An 18,420-nucleotide genomic window follows, 5' to 3' on the forward strand; every position below is an offset into this window, starting at 1 on the left:
TGGACAAGATGGTGGAAATGACCTTTATAGAGGAACTGCTTTCTATGCGAAAGAACTTGAAAAAATGGATTTACCAAAGGCTGATAGATATTTCTTAGAAATACAAGGGGCAAATTCTTCAGCAATATTATATGTAAATGGTAAAAAATTAGCTAACCATGATGGAGGTTATTCAACTTGGAGAGTTGATATAACAGATGTATTAGAAGATAAAAACTTATTTGTGTTCGAATTAGATAACTCTGCAAATGATAGAGTATATCCACAAAATGCAGACTTTACATTCTACGGTGGACTTTATCGTAATGTAAATATAATAGCAGTAAATGAATCACACTTTGATTTAGAATACTATGGAGCACCTGGTATAAAAGTAACTCCAAAAGTAGTAGGCGAAAATGCTAAAGTTGAAGTTGAGGTATTCGTTAAAAATGTAAAAGAAAATCAAAAATTAATATATACATTAAAAGATGCAGAAGGAAATGTTGTTGTAGAGCAAGAAACACCTGCTTCACAAACTGTAGCATCTTTAGAAATAGAAAACGTACATTTATGGCATGGTAGAAAAGATCCATATCTTTATACTGCAGAAGTTTATTTAAAATCAGAAGATGAAGTTTTAGACAATGTAAGCACAAGATTTGGGTGCCGTACTTTTGAAATACATCCAGAAAACGGATTTATATTAAATGGAGAAGAATATCCACTAAGAGGTGTATCTCGTCACCAAGATAGATGGGGAGTAGGTAATGCATTACTTAGAGAACATCATGATGAAGATATGGACTTAATATGTGAAGTAGGAGCAACTACAATAAGACTTGCTCACTATCAACATGACCAATACTTCTACGATTTATGTGACGAAAGAGGTATGGTAGTATGGGCTGAAATACCATATATATCAAGCCATATGCCAAATGGTAGAGAAAATACAATATCTCAAATGAAAGAATTAGTAGCTCAAAACTACAACCATCCATCAATAGTTGTATGGGGATTATCAAATGAAATAACTATAGGTGGAGAAGATAATCCAGACTTAGTTGAAAATCACCGTATATTAAATGACTTAGTTCATGAAATGGACAAAACTCGTTTAACAACTATAGCGTGTGTATCTATGTGTAGTATGGACAATGAATATGTACAAATACCAGATGTAGTATCATACAATCACTACTTCGGATGGTATGGAGGAGATACTTCTCAAAATGGACCTTGGTTTGATGAGTTCCATGCTAAACATCCAAATATACCAATAGGTTGTAGTGAATATGGTTGTGAAGCATTAAACTGGCATACTTCTAACCCAGAACAAGGTGACTATACAGAAGAATATCAAGCATACTACCACGAAGAATTAATAAAACAATTCTTCACAAGAAAATATATGTGGGCAACACATGTATGGAATATGTTTGACTTTGGTGCAGATGCAAGAAATGAAGGTGGAGAAAATGGACAAAACCACAAAGGTTTAGTTACATTTGACCGTAAATATAAAAAGGATTCATTCTACGCTTACAAAGCTTGGTTATCAGATGATCCATTCGTACATATATGCTCTAAGAGATATGTAGATAGAGTAGAAGAAACTACAAAAGTAACTGTTTACTCAAATCAACCAGAAGTAGAGTTATTTGCTAATGGTGTTAGTTTAGGAAAACAAACTTCACCAGAACACTTCTTCTATTTTGAAGTACCAAATACAGGTGAAACTACTTTAGTAGCTGTAGCTGGTGAATGCAGAGATGAAAGTTTCATCAGAAAAGTAGAAGTATTCAATGAAGATTATCGATTAAAAGAAACAGGAGCTATATTAAACTGGTTTGATATTAATGAAAGAGAAGGATACTTATCTCTTAATAGTAAAATAGAAGATATAATGAAATCAGAAGAAGGCGCAAAATTATTTATGGAATTTATGAAGAGTGGAGGTTCTGGTTGGGGAAATAACTCAACAAATGAAACTGAAGAAGAAGTAAAGAAAAAAATGAAGATGTTAGGAGCATTTAAAGTTCTTAGATATATAAGTCTTCTTAGTGCTACAAATGTAGACTTTACAAAAGAACAATTACTTGACTTAAATGATAAATTAAATCAAATTGCACAATAAAATACTAACTTTTTAAAATTAAAAATAAAAACGACTTATATATAAGTCGTTTTTATTTTTAGAATAAGACAATAAATATCGGATATATTAATAAAAAAAACGTATATATTGATGAGGAAAAACGTTTTTTGTGATATAATTAACATACTGTTAAATAAAGTAATAACACAAAACGACATAATTAAGTATTATAGTTATTACTTATGATATAAATATAATATTCTAACTTTACTTTGTTTAGAATATAATATTAAATTTTGACATATAAAATGAGGGGAGAAGGATATATATGAGACAAATATATAATTTCAACACAAAATGGGCATTCTCTAAAGAAGCTTTAGAAGCTCCAACTACAATGCCTGAAAGATGGAACTGGGTTAATATACCTCATACTTGGAATGATATAGATGGACAAGATGGTGGAAATGACCTTTATAGAGGAACTGCTTTCTATGCGAAAGAACTTGAAAAAATGGATTTACCAAAAGCTGATAGATATTTCTTAGAAATACAAGGTGCAAACTCTTCAGCAATAGTATATGTAAATGGTAAAAAATTAGCTAACCACGACGGGGGTTATTCAACTTGGAGAGTTGATATAACTGATGTATTAGAAGATAAAAACTTATTCGTATTTGAAGTAGATAACTCTCCAAATGATAGAGTATATCCACAAAATGCAGACTTCACTTTCTATGGTGGTATATACAGAGATTTAAATATAATCGCTGTAAGTGAATCACACTTTGATTTAGAATACTACGGAACACCTGGTATAAAAGTAACTCCAGAAGTAGTAGGTGAAAATGCTAAAGTTGAAGTTGAAGTATTCGTTAAAAACGTAAAAGAAAATCAAAAATTAGTATATACATTAAAAGATGCAGAAGGAAATGTTGTTGCAGAACAAGAAACACCTGCTTCACAAACTGTAGCATCTTTCGAAATAGAAAACGTACATTTATGGCATGGTAAAAAAGATCCATATCTATACACTGCAGAAGTTTGTTTAAAATCAGAAGATGAAGTTTTAGACAACGTAAGCGCAAGATTTGGATGCCGTACTTTTGAAATACACCCAGAAAACGGATTTATATTAAATGGGGAAGAATATCCATTAAGAGGTGTATCTCGTCACCAAGATAGATGGGGAGTAGGTAATGCATTACTTAAAGAACATCACGACGAAGATATGGATTTAATATGTGAAGTTGGAGCAACTACAATAAGACTTGCTCACTACCAACATGACCAATACTTCTACGATTTATGTGATGAAAGAGGTATGGTAGTATGGGCTGAAATACCATACATATCAACTCATATGCCAAATGGTAGAGAAAACACAATAACTCAAATGAAAGAATTAGTAGTTCAAAACTACAACCATCCATCAATAGTTGTATGGGGATTATCAAATGAAATAACAATGCATGGTGATTCTGATGAAGATTTAAGAGAAAACCATGTAATATTAAATGATTTAGTTCATGAAATGGACAAAACTCGTTTAACAACTATGGCTTGTGTATCTATGTGTAGCATGGATGACCCATATGTTCAAATACCAGATACAGTATCATACAATCACTACTTCGGATGGTATGGAGGAGATACTTCTCAAAATGGACCTTGGTTTGACGAATTCCATGCTAAATATCCAAACATACCAATAGGTTGTAGTGAATATGGTTGTGAAGCATTAAACTGGCATACTTCTGACCCACAACAAGGTGACTATACAGAAGAATATCAAGCATACTACCATGAAGAATTAATCAAACAATTCTTCACAAGAAAATATATGTGGGCAACACATGTATGGAACATGTTTGACTTCGGTGCAGACTCAAGAAATGAAGGTGGGGAAAATGGACAAAACCATAAAGGTTTAATGACATTTGACCGTAAATATAAAAAGGATTCATTCTACGCTTACAAAGCTTGGTTATCAGATGATCCATTCGTACACATCTGTGGTAAAAGATATGTAGACAGAGTAGAAGAAACTACAAAAGTAACTGTTTACTCAAACCAACCAGAAGTAGAGTTATTTGCTAATGGTGTTAGCTTAGGAAAACAAACTTCACCAGAACACTTCTTCTATTTTGAAGTACCAAATACAGGAGAAACTAATTTAGTAGCTATAGCTGGTGAATGTAGAGATGAAAGTTTCCTTAGAAAAGTAGAAGTATTCAACGAAGAATACCGTCTAAAAGAAAAAGGAGCAATATTAAACTGGTTCGATGTAGTAGCACCAGAAGGATATTACTCTCTTAACAGTAAAATAGAAGACATAGTTAAATCTGAAGAAGGAGCTAGAGTATTCTCTGAAATCATGGCACCAGCTGTTGGTGGAATTATGGGTGGAAAATCAGAACAAACTGACATGGGACCTATGATGAAAATGTTAGGAAGCTTCACAGTTCTTAGATTAACATCACTTCTTGGAGCATGTAATGTAACTTTAACTAAAGAACAATTACTTGAAATGAATGCAAAATTAAATGAAGTTGCTGTAGTACAATAGTATAAAATATTTTCATAACAAATTATATATAATTAAAGGGCGACCATTTTGGTCGTCTTTTTCTTATGTAGAAAAATAAATGACAATGTAAAAATTAAATATATTTTTTAAAATTATACATTTGTAGAAGAAAATTGGGTAAAAATTATAGCGATAATATTATTAATGTTATTAGAAGTAAGGATTTTCTTATTTAGTATCGAATATATTAAGAGAAAATAATTATTTTTAATGATATAATTTAGTATCTAAATATTGATAAGAGGAGTTTATTAAATTGAAAGGAGTATATTATGAAAAAAATATCAAAAATATTAGTTATATCGCTGTGTATAATGATGATTATGACTACATTATTATCAGGTTGTAGCAAAAAACAACAAGAACAAATTAATTTCTTCAATTATGGAGAAAATATCGATGATGAAACTATAAAAGAATTTGAAAAGAAATACAACATCAAAGTAAACATGGAAACTTTTGATGATATGGAAGCTATGTATCAAAAAATAAACAGTGGTGCAGGTCAATATGATGTTGTTTTAGTATCAGATGCATTAATGCCTAGAATGATTGAAAAAGGTCTAGTTCAAGAATTAAATAAAGAAAACATACCAAACATATCTCAAATGGATGAACAATATCTAAATTTAGATATGGATCCAGGAAATAAATATTCAGTACCATATATGTTCGGTACAGTAGGACTTATATACAATAAAGATGTAGTAAAAGAAAAAGTAGATAGTTGGGATATACTATGGAATGAAAAATATAAAGATCAGATTTTTATGTTTGATACATATAGAGATACAATAGGTGTAGCATTAAAGAAACTAGGATATTCTTTAAACTCAACTAATAAAGACGAAATAAACGAAGCCAAGGAATTATTATTAGAACAAAGAAAGTTAATCAATCCTATATATGGAGTAGATAACGGAACAACTATGATACCAGCAGGCGAAACTAATATAAATATGATTTGGTCTGGAGAAGGTCTAAATCTTCAAGACGAATATCCAAACTTAGTTTATATTGTACCAAAAGAGGGAGCAAACTTCTGGATTGATAGTTTATGTATAACTTCAAATGCTAAAAATGTAGAAGGTGCAGAAAAATTCATAAACTTTGTCAGTGATAAAGAAAGTGCATTAAGAATAGCTGATGAAATAGGGTATACAACACCAAATAAAGAAGCTAGATTAGCACAACCAAAAGAAATTCAAGATAATCCAAATGCTTATATGACTAAAGAGATTATGAGTAGATGTGAATTATATAAAGACTTTGATTTAAAGACTAAGCAAATGTATGATGATGCATGGACTGCTATAAAAATAGATAATAATTAAGGTTCCACATGGAACAATAAAAAACAGTATTGAGTGTCTAATTAGATTTTCAATACTGTTTTTTTATTTATTAAATTGCTGCTTCTTCAGCTACTTCTTGTAAATATTCATGCATAGATTCACTAACTATTTTAGCTGAATTTACGGCTTGTATTACAGTACTTGCACCAAGAACAACATCTCCACATGCAAATACGCCTTCTTTTGTAGTATGACCTTTTTCATCTGTTTCGATATGACCACGTTTAGTAGTATCAACACCTTTATTATTAACTACTATAGTATTTTTAGGTGCTTGACTTACAGCTATTAAGATAGAGTCACATTCAAATAAATATTCACTATCAGGGACAATAGATACACTACTTCTTCCGTCAACTTCTACTTTTTCTGTACGAGCAAGGATTATACCTTCATCTACAATTTCAACAGGAGCTTCAAATGTTTTGAATAAAACTCCTTCATTTTGAGCTTCTGATATTTCATGTTTTGTTGCTGTCATATCTTCAAAGTTACGTCTATAAGCTATATAGACTTCTTCTGCACCATTTCTTTTTGCAGTTCTAGCAGCATCCATAGCCACGTTACCTGCACCGATAACTACAACTTTTTTACCTAAAGAGTAGTATTGTGGACTTTTTAAATAATCTATAGCGTAATGAGAATGACCAAATGTTTCACCTTTTATATCAAGTCTTTTTGGATTCCATACTCCTGTTCCGATAAAGATTGATTTATAACCGTCTTTAAATAATTTATTTAATGTTACTACAGGACCTACGATAGAATTTATTTTTATTTTAACGCCAAGGTCTAAAAGACGAGCAACTAATAAATCTATTAATTTTCTAGGTAATCTGAATTCAGGAATACCATATGCTAATACCCCACCAATTCTTTCATTTTTTTCAAATATTGTTACATCATATCCTCTTTTAGCAAGATCAAATGCAACAGTAAGACCAGCTGGTCCAGAACCTATGATAGCTACTTTTATTCCGTTGCTTTCAGGTTTTTCAAATTTTGTAGTTTCTAAATATTTCGCTGAGATTTCCTCTTCAATTGAATGGAAATGGACAGGTTCTTTTTTTATACCTCTGATACAGTTTCCTCTACATTGTCTTTCGTGCGGACATACTATTGCACAAATAACAGATAAGGGATTGTTATTAAATAATATTTCCCCTGCTTTTTCGATTTCCCCATTTTTATATAACTCAATTACTTGAGGAATTGGTGTATTTATAGGGCAGTTAGTCTGACATCTAGGCTTTTTGCAAAGAAGGCAGTTTTGAGCTTCTTGTAAATTATTTATCATTGTAAACCTCCTTAGTTCCCAATTTATAGTATTAATATTATATCAGAAATATACTGTGTATTGAATACACTAGATTTTGAAATACAAATAAAAATGGGGTAAATAGGACATAAAGTAAGCATAAAAAATAAGCGTTATATTGTAGTGTTATAACGCTTATTTTTAAAATTAAGTTCCACAATAAGTTCTATAATTACATTGTGGAGTAGATGGGAGTTTAGCATATTCCTTTTGAAATTCCGAATGCTCAAATGGATTAGATAAAGCTTTTAAAAGATTATTCATTACAGAAAAATCTCTATTATTAGCTGCTGATAAAGCTTCTTCAACTCTATGATTTCTAGGAATAACTGCTGGATTAGAGTTTTTCATTAAGTCGAAAACTTCATCTTTTGATTTGTTTTGAAGAGTGAGTGTTTCTTCCCATTTCTTTTTCCAATTTATAAATTCCTCACTTATAAACATTCCTTTTTGAGGCAAATCATTGAATGTCAGAGCTATAAATGTATTAGTATAATCTTCTTTATATTTTTGCATCATATTAAGTAGTTCATTTAATAAATCAATGTCACTAGTTTTTGGCTCAAATATTCCTATCTTAGAACACATTTCATGACTTAGATTAGACGTAGCAAGATTGATAAATTTAGATAAAGAGTTTTGTGCAATCTCGATAGATTTATTTTCATCAGAATTTATTAGTGGAAGTAGAGTCTCTGCTAATCTATATAAATTCCAATTTACGATTGCGATTTGATTTTTATATGCATATCTACCATTTGTATCTATAGAGCTAAATACAGTATCGGGATTATAGACATCCATAAATGCACAAGGTCCATAGTCTATAGTTTCACCACAAATACTCATATTATCTGTATTTAAAACACCATGTATAAATCCGACACTTTGCCATTTAGCAACAAGTGATGCTTGGAGTTTTATAACTTCATCTAAAAGATTTATATATTTATTTTCGTTGTTTTCTAAAAAGGGGAAATGTCTTTTAATTGTATAATCTGATAGTTTTTTTAGTTTTTCATAATCAAGCATATATGCAGCATATTCAAATGTTCCGAATCTAATATGACTAGATGCAACCCTTGTTAATATGGCACCTTGTTGAATAGTTTCACGATATACATTTTCACCAGTAGAAATAACAGATAGACTTCTAGTAGTAGGAATCTTTAGTCCATGCATTGCCTCGCTGATGATATATTCACGCAGCATAGGACCAAGCACAGCTCTACCATCGCCATTTCTAGAATAAGGTGTTCTTCCAGAGCCTTTAAGTTGTATATCAAATCTCTGATTAGATGGAGTAATTTGTTCACCAATCAATAATGCACGACCATCACCGAGCATTGTAAATCCTCCAAATTGATGACCTGCATATGCTTGGGATATATATGCGCCATCTGGGATTTTTATATTTCCAGACATAATATATATGCCTTCTTGTGATTTTAGAAAATCTGTATTTAATCCTAGAGAGTTAGATAATTCATTGTTTAATATGACTAATTGTGGTGATTTTACAGGTTGTAGATTTGCAGGGCTGTAGAATTCTGGGGGAAGTTCGATATATGAATTATCAAAATTAAATCCAGTATTAGAAATTTTATTTATCATAAATATTTTGAGTAAATTATAAAAATAATTACTCATATCCTCCCTTCATATTTTTGTTTATTTTAATAATATACCCTTAAAAATAGATAAAATAACTTGAGTATATTATTAACTATGAAGAAAAATTGGATAAAAAGTATATTATATAATGTATAAATTTTAAAAATGAAAAAGACAATAAATAAACGACACCTAAAAATAAGATAGGGAGGTTTTACTTATCGTCTTTTTATATATTTTAATTTATATCAATATTTTTTATTATCTATTATCAACTTTTTCAGGATATAAGTCGTGATTCATCATTCTATGTTCGGCCATTTTTTCATATTTTGTGCCTGGGATTCCATAATTGCAATATGGATCTATACTTATTCCGCCTCTTGGAGTGAATTTACCCCAAACTTCTATATATTTTGGAGACATTAATTTTATTAAATCCTTCATTATTACATTCATGCAGTCTTCGTGGAAATCACCATGATTTCTAAAACTAAATAAGTATAGTTTTAAAGATTTACTTTCAACCATTTTTTCACCTGGTATGTAACTAATATATATTGTTGCAAAATCAGGTTGTCCTGTTATTGGACATAAACTTGTAAATTCAGGACAGTTGAATTTAACAAAGTAGTCATTGTTTGGATGTTTGTTATCAAATACTTCTAATATATCTGGGTCATAACCAAATTTATATTTAGTTCCTTGGTTACCAAGTAAGCTTAAACCTTCTAATTCTTTATCTTTTCTTCCTGTTTCTAACATATATAAATACCTCTTTCTATTTGCAAAGTTCTTCTTTTTGTTTTAAATAAGTTTCTAAGCCATTTTGTCTTAGTTTGCATGAAGGACATTCACCACATCCATCACCGATTATTCCATTATAGCAAGTAAGAGTTTTTTCTCTTACATATTCAAGTTTTCCGTATTTATCCGCAAGTTCCCAAGTTTGCGCTTTATCTAACCACATTAGAGGAGTATGCATTACAAAATCATAATCCATAGCTAGGTTTGATGTTACATTTAACGATTTTATAAATACATCTCTACAGTCAGGATATCCACTAAAGTCAGTTTCACATACACCTGTAACGATATGTCTAGCATTTTTTGTTTTTGCTAATATGGCTGCAAAAGTTAAAAATACCATATTACGTCCTTCAACAAAAGTAGATGGAAGTTCGCCTTCTTCGCCATCTTTAATTTCTATATCATCACGAGTTAGTGCATTTGGTGCTAATTGATTAAGTAAATCCATATCTAATATATGATGTTCTATTCCAAGTTCATTAGCTATATTTTTTGCACATTCTATTTCTAGTTTATGTTTTTGGTTATAATTAAAAGTTACAGCAATAACTTTATCAAATCTTTCTAATGCCCAAAATAAGCAAGTAGTAGAATCTTGTCCCCCACTAAATACAACTACAGCATTATTATTACTATTATTATTCATAATTTATCTCCTTTAAATTTTATATTTCCGTTCACATATTAATATTTAGGTATTAAACACCTTTCATATTAGGGTCCCAGATAACCTTATGTAATTGGACTTGAAGTTTAACTTTGTTTAAGTTTTTATCTTTCATAAACTCAACAATATCTTCTAAATTAATAGAATTAAAAACTGGGCTGAAATAAACTAAACATTTATTTGTTAAATCAAATTTATTGATTAAGTTATACGCCTCTTCAAGATCCTTATTACTTCCTAATACGAATTTATAGACATCTTTACTAGTAACATGATTGAAATTTTCTAATTTCATAAGATGAGTCATATCACTAGAGTTTAGTTTATAGTCTAATATAAAGATGATATTAGGATATTTTTCTTTGAATGGAAGAATATCTATAGCTCCGTTTGTTTCTATATGAACCACAAGAGTTTTATCATCATTTAATAATGATAAAACTTCGTCTATATTCTTTTGAAACAGAGGTTCACCACCTGTTAATGTTACGTTTGAAACACCTGTACTTTTTATGTAATCGTAAATTTTTTCTGCAGATAAAACTTCTGTAATTTCACTTTTATCAAAAGAATAGGTAGTATCACACCATGAACATCTAAGGTTGCAACCTTGGAATCTTATAAAAGTAGCAAGCTCGCCAGCAGTTGGACCTTCGCCGTCTATCGAAACGAATTTTTCTATAATATTAAACATCTTATTCCTCCGAATATGTACAACTATTTGTTGGTGTTTCGAATAATTCTACTTCGCTAACATTTAGTCCCATATCTTTTAATTTGTAAAAAATATCTCTACTCATTTCTTCTGCAGTAGGTCTGTATGGAACTAATAGAACTTTAAATGCATTTGGTAATTCACTCAATTTTTGTGCTACCAAACGACCATCTTCATTATCCTCGATGACTAATTTGTGGTCATATAAATTTTCTATTTCTTTTAATTTAGATTTTATATTTCCAAAATCATCAACCATTCCTCTAAGTTGTCCTTCTTGATGAAGTGTTTCACTTTTAACTGAAACTATTAATTTATATCTATGACCATGTATGTTTGAGCATTTTCCCTCATAGCCACTTAAGTAGTGGGCCATATCAAACTCAATTTGACTTTTTATTTTAAACATATTTACCTCCCGAAATATCTATGTTGATTATTAATACATGTTCATTATCTTGTCTAAATTTTTTAAGCATAAATTATAAATAAAAAAAGGCTTATTTTTTTGCACTATAAAACTAGTACGAAAAAATAAACCTTTTTTCATTCAATAGCCTAGTTTTATTTATAGACAGGATGGTCTAAATGAACTGTCTTTCAATTTTAATACCATAATACATTACCATAAAAAATTGGAAATGTAAAACATTTGTTGGAAAAGGTTATAATGTATAATATAAATAAACATTATAAATATTAAATTTAGAGGTGAAAAAATGAGATATGCACATACAACTATAATAGTAAGTGATATAGAGAAATCGATACAATTTTATGAAGAAGTAGCTGGCCTAACAATACGAAATAAATTTAGCGCTGGTTCAAAAACTTTAGCATTTTTATCTGATAAAGATGGAGATACACAAATAGAACTTATACAAGATGAAAATGAAAAAACATACTCAGGAAGTGGTATATCAATAGGGTTTGAAGTAGAAAATGTAGAAGAATATATGGAAAAACTAAATTCAATGGGATATCAAACTACTGATATAATATCACCAAATCCAAAAACTAAATTTTTCTATGTAAATGACCCAGACGGACTAAAAATACAATTAATAGAAATGAGATAAAACGGAGAAAATTATGACTAGAAAAATAGAAGTACAAAGACCATACAGACACTTTAAAGGAAAATTATATTATGTTCACAATATCGTGACACATACTGAAACAGAAGAAGTTCTAGTTTCATACCAAGCATTATACCCACCATATGGGATGTTTGTCAGACCTCTTGATATGTTTATGGAAGAAGTTGAAGATGGAAGAGAAGACAATATAACAAATCAAAAATATAGATTTGAATTATATAATGGAAAATAATTAATATCTAAAACCTATGTAATTATAGAAAAATCTATATTCATAGGTTTTTTAAATATTTAAGACAATTAATATAGAAAGGAAGAATATGATACTAGATAGAATTATTCATAATAAAAAATTACTTATATTTGATATGGACGGAACTTTATTAGATTCAATGAAACTTTGGAAATATCTTGGGAGGATATATCTACAAAGTAAAGGTAAATTAGCTCAAGATAATTTAGAAGAAGTAATCGATATAATGACATTAAATGAATCAGCTTCTTACTTAAAAAGTACATACAACCTAAATGAGAGTTTAGATATAATCGAAAATCAGATATTAGATATGATAGAAGATAAATATTTAAATGAAATACCATTAAAAGAAGGCGTAAAAGAGTATTTAATACAGTTAAATAAAATGGGATATAAGATGTGTATATTAACGACATCACAAAAAAATCAAGCTCTAGCAGCATTAAAAAGAACAGAAATATTAGACTTATTTGATAAGGTTTATACAGATAAAGATTTTGAACTTAGTAAAAGAAATCCACAAATATATCTACAAGTTTGTAGAGATATGAATGAAAAACCACAGGATACAGTTGTATTTGAAGATGCGTTGTATGCTGTTGAAAGTGCTAAATTGGCACATTGCAAAGTAGTAGGTATATATGATGAATACTATAAAGATGATTGGAATAAGATAGTTTCGATGTCTGATGAGAGTATTTATAGTTTTGAGGATGTATTGAGTGGAGTAAAAAAAGCATAATTATATTTTAAAATTATGTTATATACTGGCTTAAAAAGAAAAAATATTTTAGAATGTATATTTTGGGTATCTATTATCAAAATAATAAAAAATAGTTTTATAATTGTTGTTAAAATTGTGTAATAAGGTATAATAATATAGTAAACAGTTGAAAATATACAAAAAATAAAGAAAAAATATAGAAATATTTAATGACATAGAAATAATAATTTTAATTAGAGGAGAGGTGATTATCGTGAAATTATATAATACATTATCACGTAAAAAAGAAGAGTTTAAACCAATCGAAGAAGGCAAGGTGAAAATGTATGTATGCGGACCTACAGTATACAACTTTATACATATAGGAAATGCTAGACCTTTTATAATATTTGATACATTAAGAAGATATTTAGAATATAGGGGATATGATGTTACATTTGTACAAAACTTTACAGATGTAGATGACAAAATTATAAAAAGAGGTCATGAAGAAAATATAACACCAGAAGAAGTTGCTAATAAGTACATAAATGAATATTTTGTAGATGCTGACGGTCTTGGAATAAAAAGAGCAAGTGTTCACCCAAGAGTAACAGATAATATAGAACAAATAATAGCATTCGTAAAAGAATTAGAAGACAAAGGATATGCATATGCAGTTAATGGAGATGTATACTTCGATACTAAGAAATTCAAAGATTACGGAAAACTTTCTGGGATAAAACAAGAAGAATTAGAAGCAGGGGCAAGAATAGAAGTAAATGATCAAAAAAGACATCCAATGGACTTCGTTTTATGGAAAGCTAAAAAAGAAGGCGAACCAGGATGGGCAAGTCCATGGGGAGAAGGTAGACCAGGATGGCATATAGAATGTTCAGTTATGTCTAACAGATATTTAGGAGAAACTATAGATATACATGCTGGTGGGCAAGACTTAAAGTTCCCTCACCATGAAAACGAAATAGCACAAAGTGAAGCTAGAAGCGGAAAGAATTTCTCAAACTACTGGTTACACAACGAGTATATCAACGTTAATAACGAAAAAATGAGTAAATCATTAGGTAACTTCTTCACTGTTAGAGAAATAGCAGAAATATTTGATTTAGAAGTAGTTAGATTATTCATGTTATCTACTCACTACAGAAATCCAATAAACTTCAGCGATGAAATATTAAATCAATCTAAAGCTGGACTTGAAAGATTATACAACGCTAAAGAAAAAGCATTATTTACAATAAACAATCTTGAAGATTCTAAAATGACTGAAGAAGAAGCTAAATTACAAGAAGAATTAGCTGGATTTAGACAAAAATTCATAGATGCTATGGATGATGATGTTAACACAGCAGATGCAGTAAGTGTTATATTCGAATTAGCTAAGTTCATGAACAGCAACGTAACTGAAAAATCTTCTAAAGAATTTGCACAAAAAGTAATAGATGAATTCAACGAATTAACTAGCGTATTAAATATAGTAAACAAAGATCAAAAAGAAGATATATTAGATGAAGAAATAGAACAACTAATAGCACAAAGAACAGAAGCTAAGAAAAATAAAAACTTCCAATTAGCAGATGAAATAAGACAACAATTACTAGATAAAGGTATAATCCTTGAAGATACTAGACAAGGAGTAAAATGGAAGAGAGCATAAAAATGGATAAAATAAAACTTATAACTATGTCACCATTAGTATTAGCGTACTTAGGAGACACAGTATATGAATCATATATTAGAGAACATCTAATAAGACAAAATATGAATAGAAAAGTAAATAATCTTCATAAATTGGCTATACAATATTCTAAAGCTAAAGCACAGGCAACAATAATACACGAAATAGAAAACGAATTAACAGAAGAAGAGATGAAGATTTTTAAAAGAGGTAGAAATCAAAAATCTCATACAGCGCCTAAAAATGCAGACATAATTGACTATAAATATGCAACTGGATTTGAAGCTTTAATAGGATATTTATATCTTGGAGAAGAGAAAGAAAGACTAGAATATATCATTCAAAAAGGTATTGAAATTATAGAACGAGACATGTAATAGAAAAACACCGCTTTTGGGCATACTGTAAAGTGTGAAATAAAAGTGGTGTTTTTTGTAATATAAATAATATTTTTTATAGTATGTTTTTAGGATATAGTTTTAGTGTATAATGGAATTTATATGTCTATTTTATATATAAATTTCACGTAAAATAGAGTGTAAAATTAAATTATTTCATATATTAAACTTACGAATAAAGGGAGGATTTTAAAGATGAAAGTTAAGTTATTAGCTCATACACCAGAACCGGAAAAAGTAATATCAATGGCTGCGAAGTTATGTTATTCACCAGTTGGTGTAGATGAAATTGCAGAAAATCTAACTGAAGAAAGTATAAATAAATTTTTAAATATGTTAGTAAGTATGGGACATGAATCTCCAATTGAACACGTTACATTTACTTTCGGGATTGAAGGAATATCAAGAAGTTGTTCTCACCAAATAGTGAGACATAGAATAGCAAGTTTTTCACAACAATCTCAAAGATATGTAAAACTTGACCAATTTGAGTATATCATTCCACCAGAAATAGAAAAAAACGAAAAAGCTAAAGAAATATTTATTCAATCAATGAATAAATGTCAAGAAGACTATGATAAGTTAGTAGAAATATTATTCGAAAAACACTATCAAGACTTATTAGATAAAGGTTTAAATGAGAAAAAAGCTAAATCTCAAGCTGAAAAAATGTCTATAGAAGATGCTAGATATGTATTCCCAAATGCATGTGAAACAAAAATGGTATTTACTATAAACGCTAGAAGTTTATATAATTTCTTCCATCATAGATGTTGTGAAAGAGCACAATGGGAAATTAGAGAATTAGCAACAGAAATGTTAAAATTAGTAAGAGAAGTTGCTCCTATATTATTCAACAATGTGGGACCAAACTGTTTAAATGGAGCATGTCCAGAAGGAAAAATGACATGTGGAAAAATACAAGAAGTAAGACAAAAATTTAAAACATTATAGGCGGTGAATTTATTGGCAAATATAGAAGGTAGAAATCCTATTATAGAAGCTTTAAGAAGTGATAGACCAATAGACAAATTAATGATATCAAATACATCAAAAGAAGGTTCTATCAAAAAAATAATAGGTATGGCTAAAGAAAAAAATATAGTTATACAATATGTAGATAAACATAAATTAGACGAAATAAGTACAAGTCATTCACATCAAGGTGTTATTGCTGTAGTAAGTGATTATAAATATTATGAATTAGAAGATTTATTTGAAATAGCACGTGAAAGAGGAGAAGATCCATTCTTCATAATATTAGACGAGATAACAGACCCCCACAATCTTGGTACAATAATAAGAACAGCAGATGCAGTTGGTGCTCATGGTGTAATTATACCGAAAAGAAGATCAGTTCACATTACTTCTGTAGTAGCAAAAGCTTCAGCAGGAGCTGTTGAATATGTTCCAGTTTGTAAGGTAACCAATATAGCAAATACTATAAAACAATTAAAAAAAGAAGGGCTTTGGATAGCTGCGGCAGATATGGACGGAGGAGTTTTCTATGAGCAAGACTTAACAGGACCATTAGCTTTAGTAATAGGAAGTGAAGGTTTCGGTGTGTCTAGAATAGTTAAACAAAACTGTGACTTTGTAGTTAAAATGCCTATGATAGGAAATGTATCATCATTAAATGCATCAGTTGCAGGTGGTATATTACTATATGAAATATTCAGACAGAGAATGAAGAAGGATTAATGGCAAAGAAAAAGTACAAATCATATTTAATTGTAGATGGTTACAATATTATAAACGATTGGGAAGAATTAAAGATTTTATCTGCAGAAGATTTAGATGCTGCTAGAGAGAGGTTAATACACTATATAATCGAATATTCGCAATATCACGGAAAAAAGGCGATTATTGTTTTTGATGCATATAATGTCAAGGGTGGTACGGAAAAACGAGAAAATCGAAAATATATAACGATTGTATACACAAAAGAACACCAAACGGCAGATAGTTATATAGAGAAATATATAAGTACTTTATCTAAATATGATAAAATTCAAGTTGCTACAAGTGATTATGCAGAACAACAAATTATTTTAGGAAAAGGTGCAACAAGAATATCTGCAAGGGAATTAAAACTCTATCTAGATGAAACTTTGACGAAAATAAAAGAAAAACAACGAGATAGTGAAAGAAAAATTCAACGAAATTTTTTAGAAGATAGACTTGATGATATAACTTTGTCGAAACTTGAGAACATTCGTAGAAAGCATTGAAAATACTGGATTTGTTGAGCTATAATATAAGTACACGAAACTTGTAAATGGGGGAGATTTCATGTTACTAGCTAAAGATAGCAATAAAAACTATAATTATTATGAAGATTTGGATAAAAGCCAACAAGATGAGTATAATATAGTATTAAAAGCGAATAAAGGGGATAAACTAGCATTAGAATATATTATATCTAAATATAAAAACTTTGTGAAAGCAAAGGCCAAGTCATATTTTTTGGTAGGAGCTGACAAAGAAGACATAATTCAAGAAGGTATGATAGGTCTATATAAAGCTGTTAGGGATTTTGATGGAACAAAAACAAATTCATTTAAATGTTTTGCAGAAATTTGTATAACAAGACAGATAATAACTGCAATCAAAACAGCAACAAGACAAAAACATATACCTTTAAATTCTTATGTTTCTTTAAATAAACCTATATATGATGAGGAATCAGATAGAACGCTTTTGGATATAATAGCAACAAGTATAGTAACTGATCCAGAGGAACTGATAATAAGCAAAGAAGAATTAAAAAATATCGAAAACAAGATGAATGAATTATTAAGTGACTTAGAATTAGAAGTCCTAGAACTATATTTAAGTGGTAAGTCATATCAATATATCGCAAACATGCTTAATAGAGATGTTAAATCTATTGATAATGCACTACAAAGAGTTAAGAGAAAATTAGAAAAACATCTTGAAAACAGAAATAATTAATAGTAAAATGCTTATTGTAAACACTTTAATCATAATAAATTATTTAGGAGGTAATTCAAAATGGCAAAGGCTAAATTCGAGAGAACTAAACCACATGTTAATATAGGAACTATCGGACACGTTGACCACGGTAAAACTACATTAACAGCTGCAATAACAAAAA

19 protein-coding genes are annotated in these 18,420 nt (G+C 29.5%); 13 read left to right on the forward strand and 6 right to left on the reverse strand.

From position 1 onward, the window contains the following. The 3 genes from ABCM86_RS12070 to ABCM86_RS12080 form a co-directional block, all read left to right on the forward strand. Window positions 1-2,119 (forward strand): glycoside hydrolase family 2 TIM barrel-domain containing protein (locus ABCM86_RS12070; protein ID WP_343004069.1); only part of this gene is annotated, 2,119 nt, incomplete at its 5' end. Window positions 2,120-2,408: 289 nt separating this feature from the next. Continuing rightward, window positions 2,409-4,649, forward strand: coding sequence for a glycoside hydrolase family 2 TIM barrel-domain containing protein (locus ABCM86_RS12075; protein ID WP_343004071.1), 2,241 nt, complete (start codon window positions 2,409-2,411; stop codon window positions 4,647-4,649). 293 nt (window positions 4,650-4,942) lie between these two features. Beyond that, window positions 4,943-6,004 (forward strand): spermidine/putrescine ABC transporter substrate-binding protein, encoded by a 1,062-nt coding sequence (locus tag ABCM86_RS12080; protein ID WP_343004072.1) that lies wholly within the window; start codon window positions 4,943-4,945, stop codon window positions 6,002-6,004. 70 nt (window positions 6,005-6,074) lie between these two features. On the opposite strand, the gene ABCM86_RS12085 is transcribed toward ABCM86_RS12080, so the two are convergent. The 6 genes from ABCM86_RS12085 to ABCM86_RS12110 form a co-directional block, all read right to left on the reverse strand. Next, window positions 6,075-7,322 carry an NAD(P)-dependent oxidoreductase gene (locus ABCM86_RS12085; protein WP_195930785.1) on the reverse strand — a complete coding sequence of 416 codons (1,248 nt, stop codon included), beginning with the start codon at window positions 7,320-7,322 and terminating at the stop codon, window positions 6,075-6,077. A 168-nt stretch (window positions 7,323-7,490) separates the two neighbouring features. Continuing rightward, window positions 7,491-8,957 (reverse strand): YdiU family protein, encoded by a 1,467-nt coding sequence (locus ABCM86_RS12090; protein ID WP_343004074.1) that lies wholly within the window; start codon window positions 8,955-8,957, stop codon window positions 7,491-7,493. A gap of 261 nt (window positions 8,958-9,218) precedes the next feature. Next, on the reverse strand, window positions 9,219-9,722 hold the full coding sequence (queF, locus tag ABCM86_RS12095; protein WP_195930783.1) for a preQ(1) synthase: 504 nt from the start codon (window positions 9,720-9,722) through the stop codon (window positions 9,219-9,221). 16 nt (window positions 9,723-9,738) lie between these two features. Continuing rightward, on the reverse strand, window positions 9,739-10,413 hold the full coding sequence (gene queC / locus ABCM86_RS12100; RefSeq protein WP_195930782.1) for a 7-cyano-7-deazaguanine synthase QueC: 675 nt from the start codon (window positions 10,411-10,413) through the stop codon (window positions 9,739-9,741). Between the two features lie 52 nt (window positions 10,414-10,465). Then, entirely contained in the window at window positions 10,466-11,128 is a 663-nt protein-coding gene (queE, locus tag ABCM86_RS12105) for a putative 7-carboxy-7-deazaguanine synthase QueE (RefSeq protein WP_343004073.1), read from the reverse strand. 1 nt (window position 11,129) lies between these two features. Next, the gene (locus ABCM86_RS12110) at window positions 11,130-11,558 is read right to left on the reverse strand and encodes a 6-carboxytetrahydropterin synthase (protein WP_195930780.1); all 429 of its coding nucleotides are present in this window, start codon (window positions 11,556-11,558) and stop codon (window positions 11,130-11,132) included. 310 nt (window positions 11,559-11,868) lie between these two features. Here ABCM86_RS12110 and ABCM86_RS12115 point away from each other — a divergent pair, with 310 nt between their 5' ends. The 10 genes from ABCM86_RS12115 to ABCM86_RS12160 form a co-directional block, all read left to right on the forward strand. Next, entirely contained in the window at window positions 11,869-12,228 is a 360-nt protein-coding gene (locus ABCM86_RS12115; RefSeq protein WP_195930779.1) for a VOC family protein, read from the forward strand. Between the two features lie 13 nt (window positions 12,229-12,241). Further along, window positions 12,242-12,481: a DUF1653 domain-containing protein gene (locus ABCM86_RS12120; RefSeq protein ID WP_195930778.1), complete on the forward strand. Its 240-nt coding sequence runs from the start codon at window positions 12,242-12,244 to the stop codon at window positions 12,479-12,481. 88 nt (window positions 12,482-12,569) lie between these two features. After that, a complete protein-coding gene (locus ABCM86_RS12125; protein WP_295675832.1) occupies window positions 12,570-13,247 on the forward strand; it encodes an HAD family phosphatase in 678 nt (225 codons plus the stop codon). 235 nt (window positions 13,248-13,482) lie between these two features. After that, window positions 13,483-14,883 carry a cysteine--tRNA ligase gene (gene cysS / locus ABCM86_RS12130; RefSeq protein WP_295734422.1) on the forward strand — a complete coding sequence of 467 codons (1,401 nt, stop codon included), beginning with the start codon at window positions 13,483-13,485 and terminating at the stop codon, window positions 14,881-14,883. Between the two features lie 2 nt (window positions 14,884-14,885). Then, complete coding sequence (locus ABCM86_RS12135; protein ID WP_330593259.1) at window positions 14,886-15,281, forward strand: ribonuclease III domain-containing protein; 396 nt, start codon at window positions 14,886-14,888, stop codon at window positions 15,279-15,281. Between the two features lie 216 nt (window positions 15,282-15,497). Then, window positions 15,498-16,256, forward strand: a complete 759-nt coding sequence (thyX, locus tag ABCM86_RS12140; protein ID WP_195930774.1) for an FAD-dependent thymidylate synthase — start codon at window positions 15,498-15,500, stop codon at window positions 16,254-16,256. 12 nt (window positions 16,257-16,268) lie between these two features. Next, complete coding sequence (rlmB, locus tag ABCM86_RS12145; protein WP_195930773.1) at window positions 16,269-17,003, forward strand: 23S rRNA (guanosine(2251)-2'-O)-methyltransferase RlmB; 735 nt, start codon at window positions 16,269-16,271, stop codon at window positions 17,001-17,003. Next, window positions 17,003-17,533 carry an NYN domain-containing protein gene (locus tag ABCM86_RS12150; protein ID WP_195930772.1) on the forward strand — a complete coding sequence of 177 codons (531 nt, stop codon included), beginning with the start codon at window positions 17,003-17,005 and terminating at the stop codon, window positions 17,531-17,533. The genes rlmB and ABCM86_RS12150 overlap by 1 nt, the downstream gene beginning before the upstream one ends. 61 nt (window positions 17,534-17,594) lie before the next feature. After that, on the forward strand, window positions 17,595-18,257 hold the full coding sequence (sigH, locus tag ABCM86_RS12155; RefSeq protein WP_295675825.1) for an RNA polymerase sporulation sigma factor SigH: 663 nt from the start codon (window positions 17,595-17,597) through the stop codon (window positions 18,255-18,257). Between the two features lie 60 nt (window positions 18,258-18,317). After that, window positions 18,318-18,420, forward strand: a 103-nt coding sequence (locus ABCM86_RS12160; RefSeq protein WP_195930770.1) for a GTP-binding protein, incomplete at its 3' end; no start/stop codon positions are given.

The organism is Clostridium sp. 2218st1_F5_2218SCRN_220325 (genome assembly GCF_039062665.1).
Taxonomy (GTDB): Bacteria; Bacillota; Clostridia; order Peptostreptococcales; family Peptostreptococcaceae; genus Intestinibacter.

Excerpts from the sequence above, each read along its gene's own strand:
- queF (WP_195930783.1), bottom strand. The coding sequence starts at position 9,722 with ATGTTAGAAACAGGAAGAAAAGATAAAGAATTAGAAGGTTTAAGCTTA.
- ABCM86_RS12090 (WP_343004074.1), bottom strand. The coding sequence starts at position 8,957 with ATGATAAATAAAATTTCTAATACTGGATTTAATTTTGATAATTCATAT.
- ABCM86_RS12125 (WP_295675832.1), top strand. The coding sequence starts at position 12,570 with ATGATACTAGATAGAATTATTCATAATAAAAAATTACTTATATTTGAT.
- thyX (WP_195930774.1), top strand. The coding sequence starts at position 15,498 with ATGAAAGTTAAGTTATTAGCTCATACACCAGAACCGGAAAAAGTAATA.
- ABCM86_RS12080 (WP_343004072.1), top strand. The coding sequence starts at position 4,943 with ATGAAAAAAATATCAAAAATATTAGTTATATCGCTGTGTATAATGATG.
- queC (WP_195930782.1), bottom strand. The coding sequence starts at position 10,413 with ATGAATAATAATAGTAATAATAATGCTGTAGTTGTATTTAGTGGGGGA.
- sigH (WP_295675825.1), top strand. The coding sequence starts at position 17,595 with ATGTTACTAGCTAAAGATAGCAATAAAAACTATAATTATTATGAAGAT.
- ABCM86_RS12085 (WP_195930785.1), bottom strand. The coding sequence starts at position 7,322 with ATGATAAATAATTTACAAGAAGCTCAAAACTGCCTTCTTTGCAAAAAG.
- ABCM86_RS12110 (WP_195930780.1), bottom strand. The coding sequence starts at position 11,558 with ATGTTTAAAATAAAAAGTCAAATTGAGTTTGATATGGCCCACTACTTA.
- ABCM86_RS12115 (WP_195930779.1), top strand. The coding sequence starts at position 11,869 with ATGAGATATGCACATACAACTATAATAGTAAGTGATATAGAGAAATCG.
- ABCM86_RS12150 (WP_195930772.1), top strand. The coding sequence starts at position 17,003 with ATGGCAAAGAAAAAGTACAAATCATATTTAATTGTAGATGGTTACAAT.
- ABCM86_RS12135 (WP_330593259.1), top strand. The coding sequence starts at position 14,886 with ATGGATAAAATAAAACTTATAACTATGTCACCATTAGTATTAGCGTAC.
- ABCM86_RS12075 (WP_343004071.1), top strand. The coding sequence starts at position 2,409 with ATGAGACAAATATATAATTTCAACACAAAATGGGCATTCTCTAAAGAA.
- queE (WP_343004073.1), bottom strand. The coding sequence starts at position 11,128 with ATGTTTAATATTATAGAAAAATTCGTTTCGATAGACGGCGAAGGTCCA.
- ABCM86_RS12120 (WP_195930778.1), top strand. The coding sequence starts at position 12,242 with ATGACTAGAAAAATAGAAGTACAAAGACCATACAGACACTTTAAAGGA.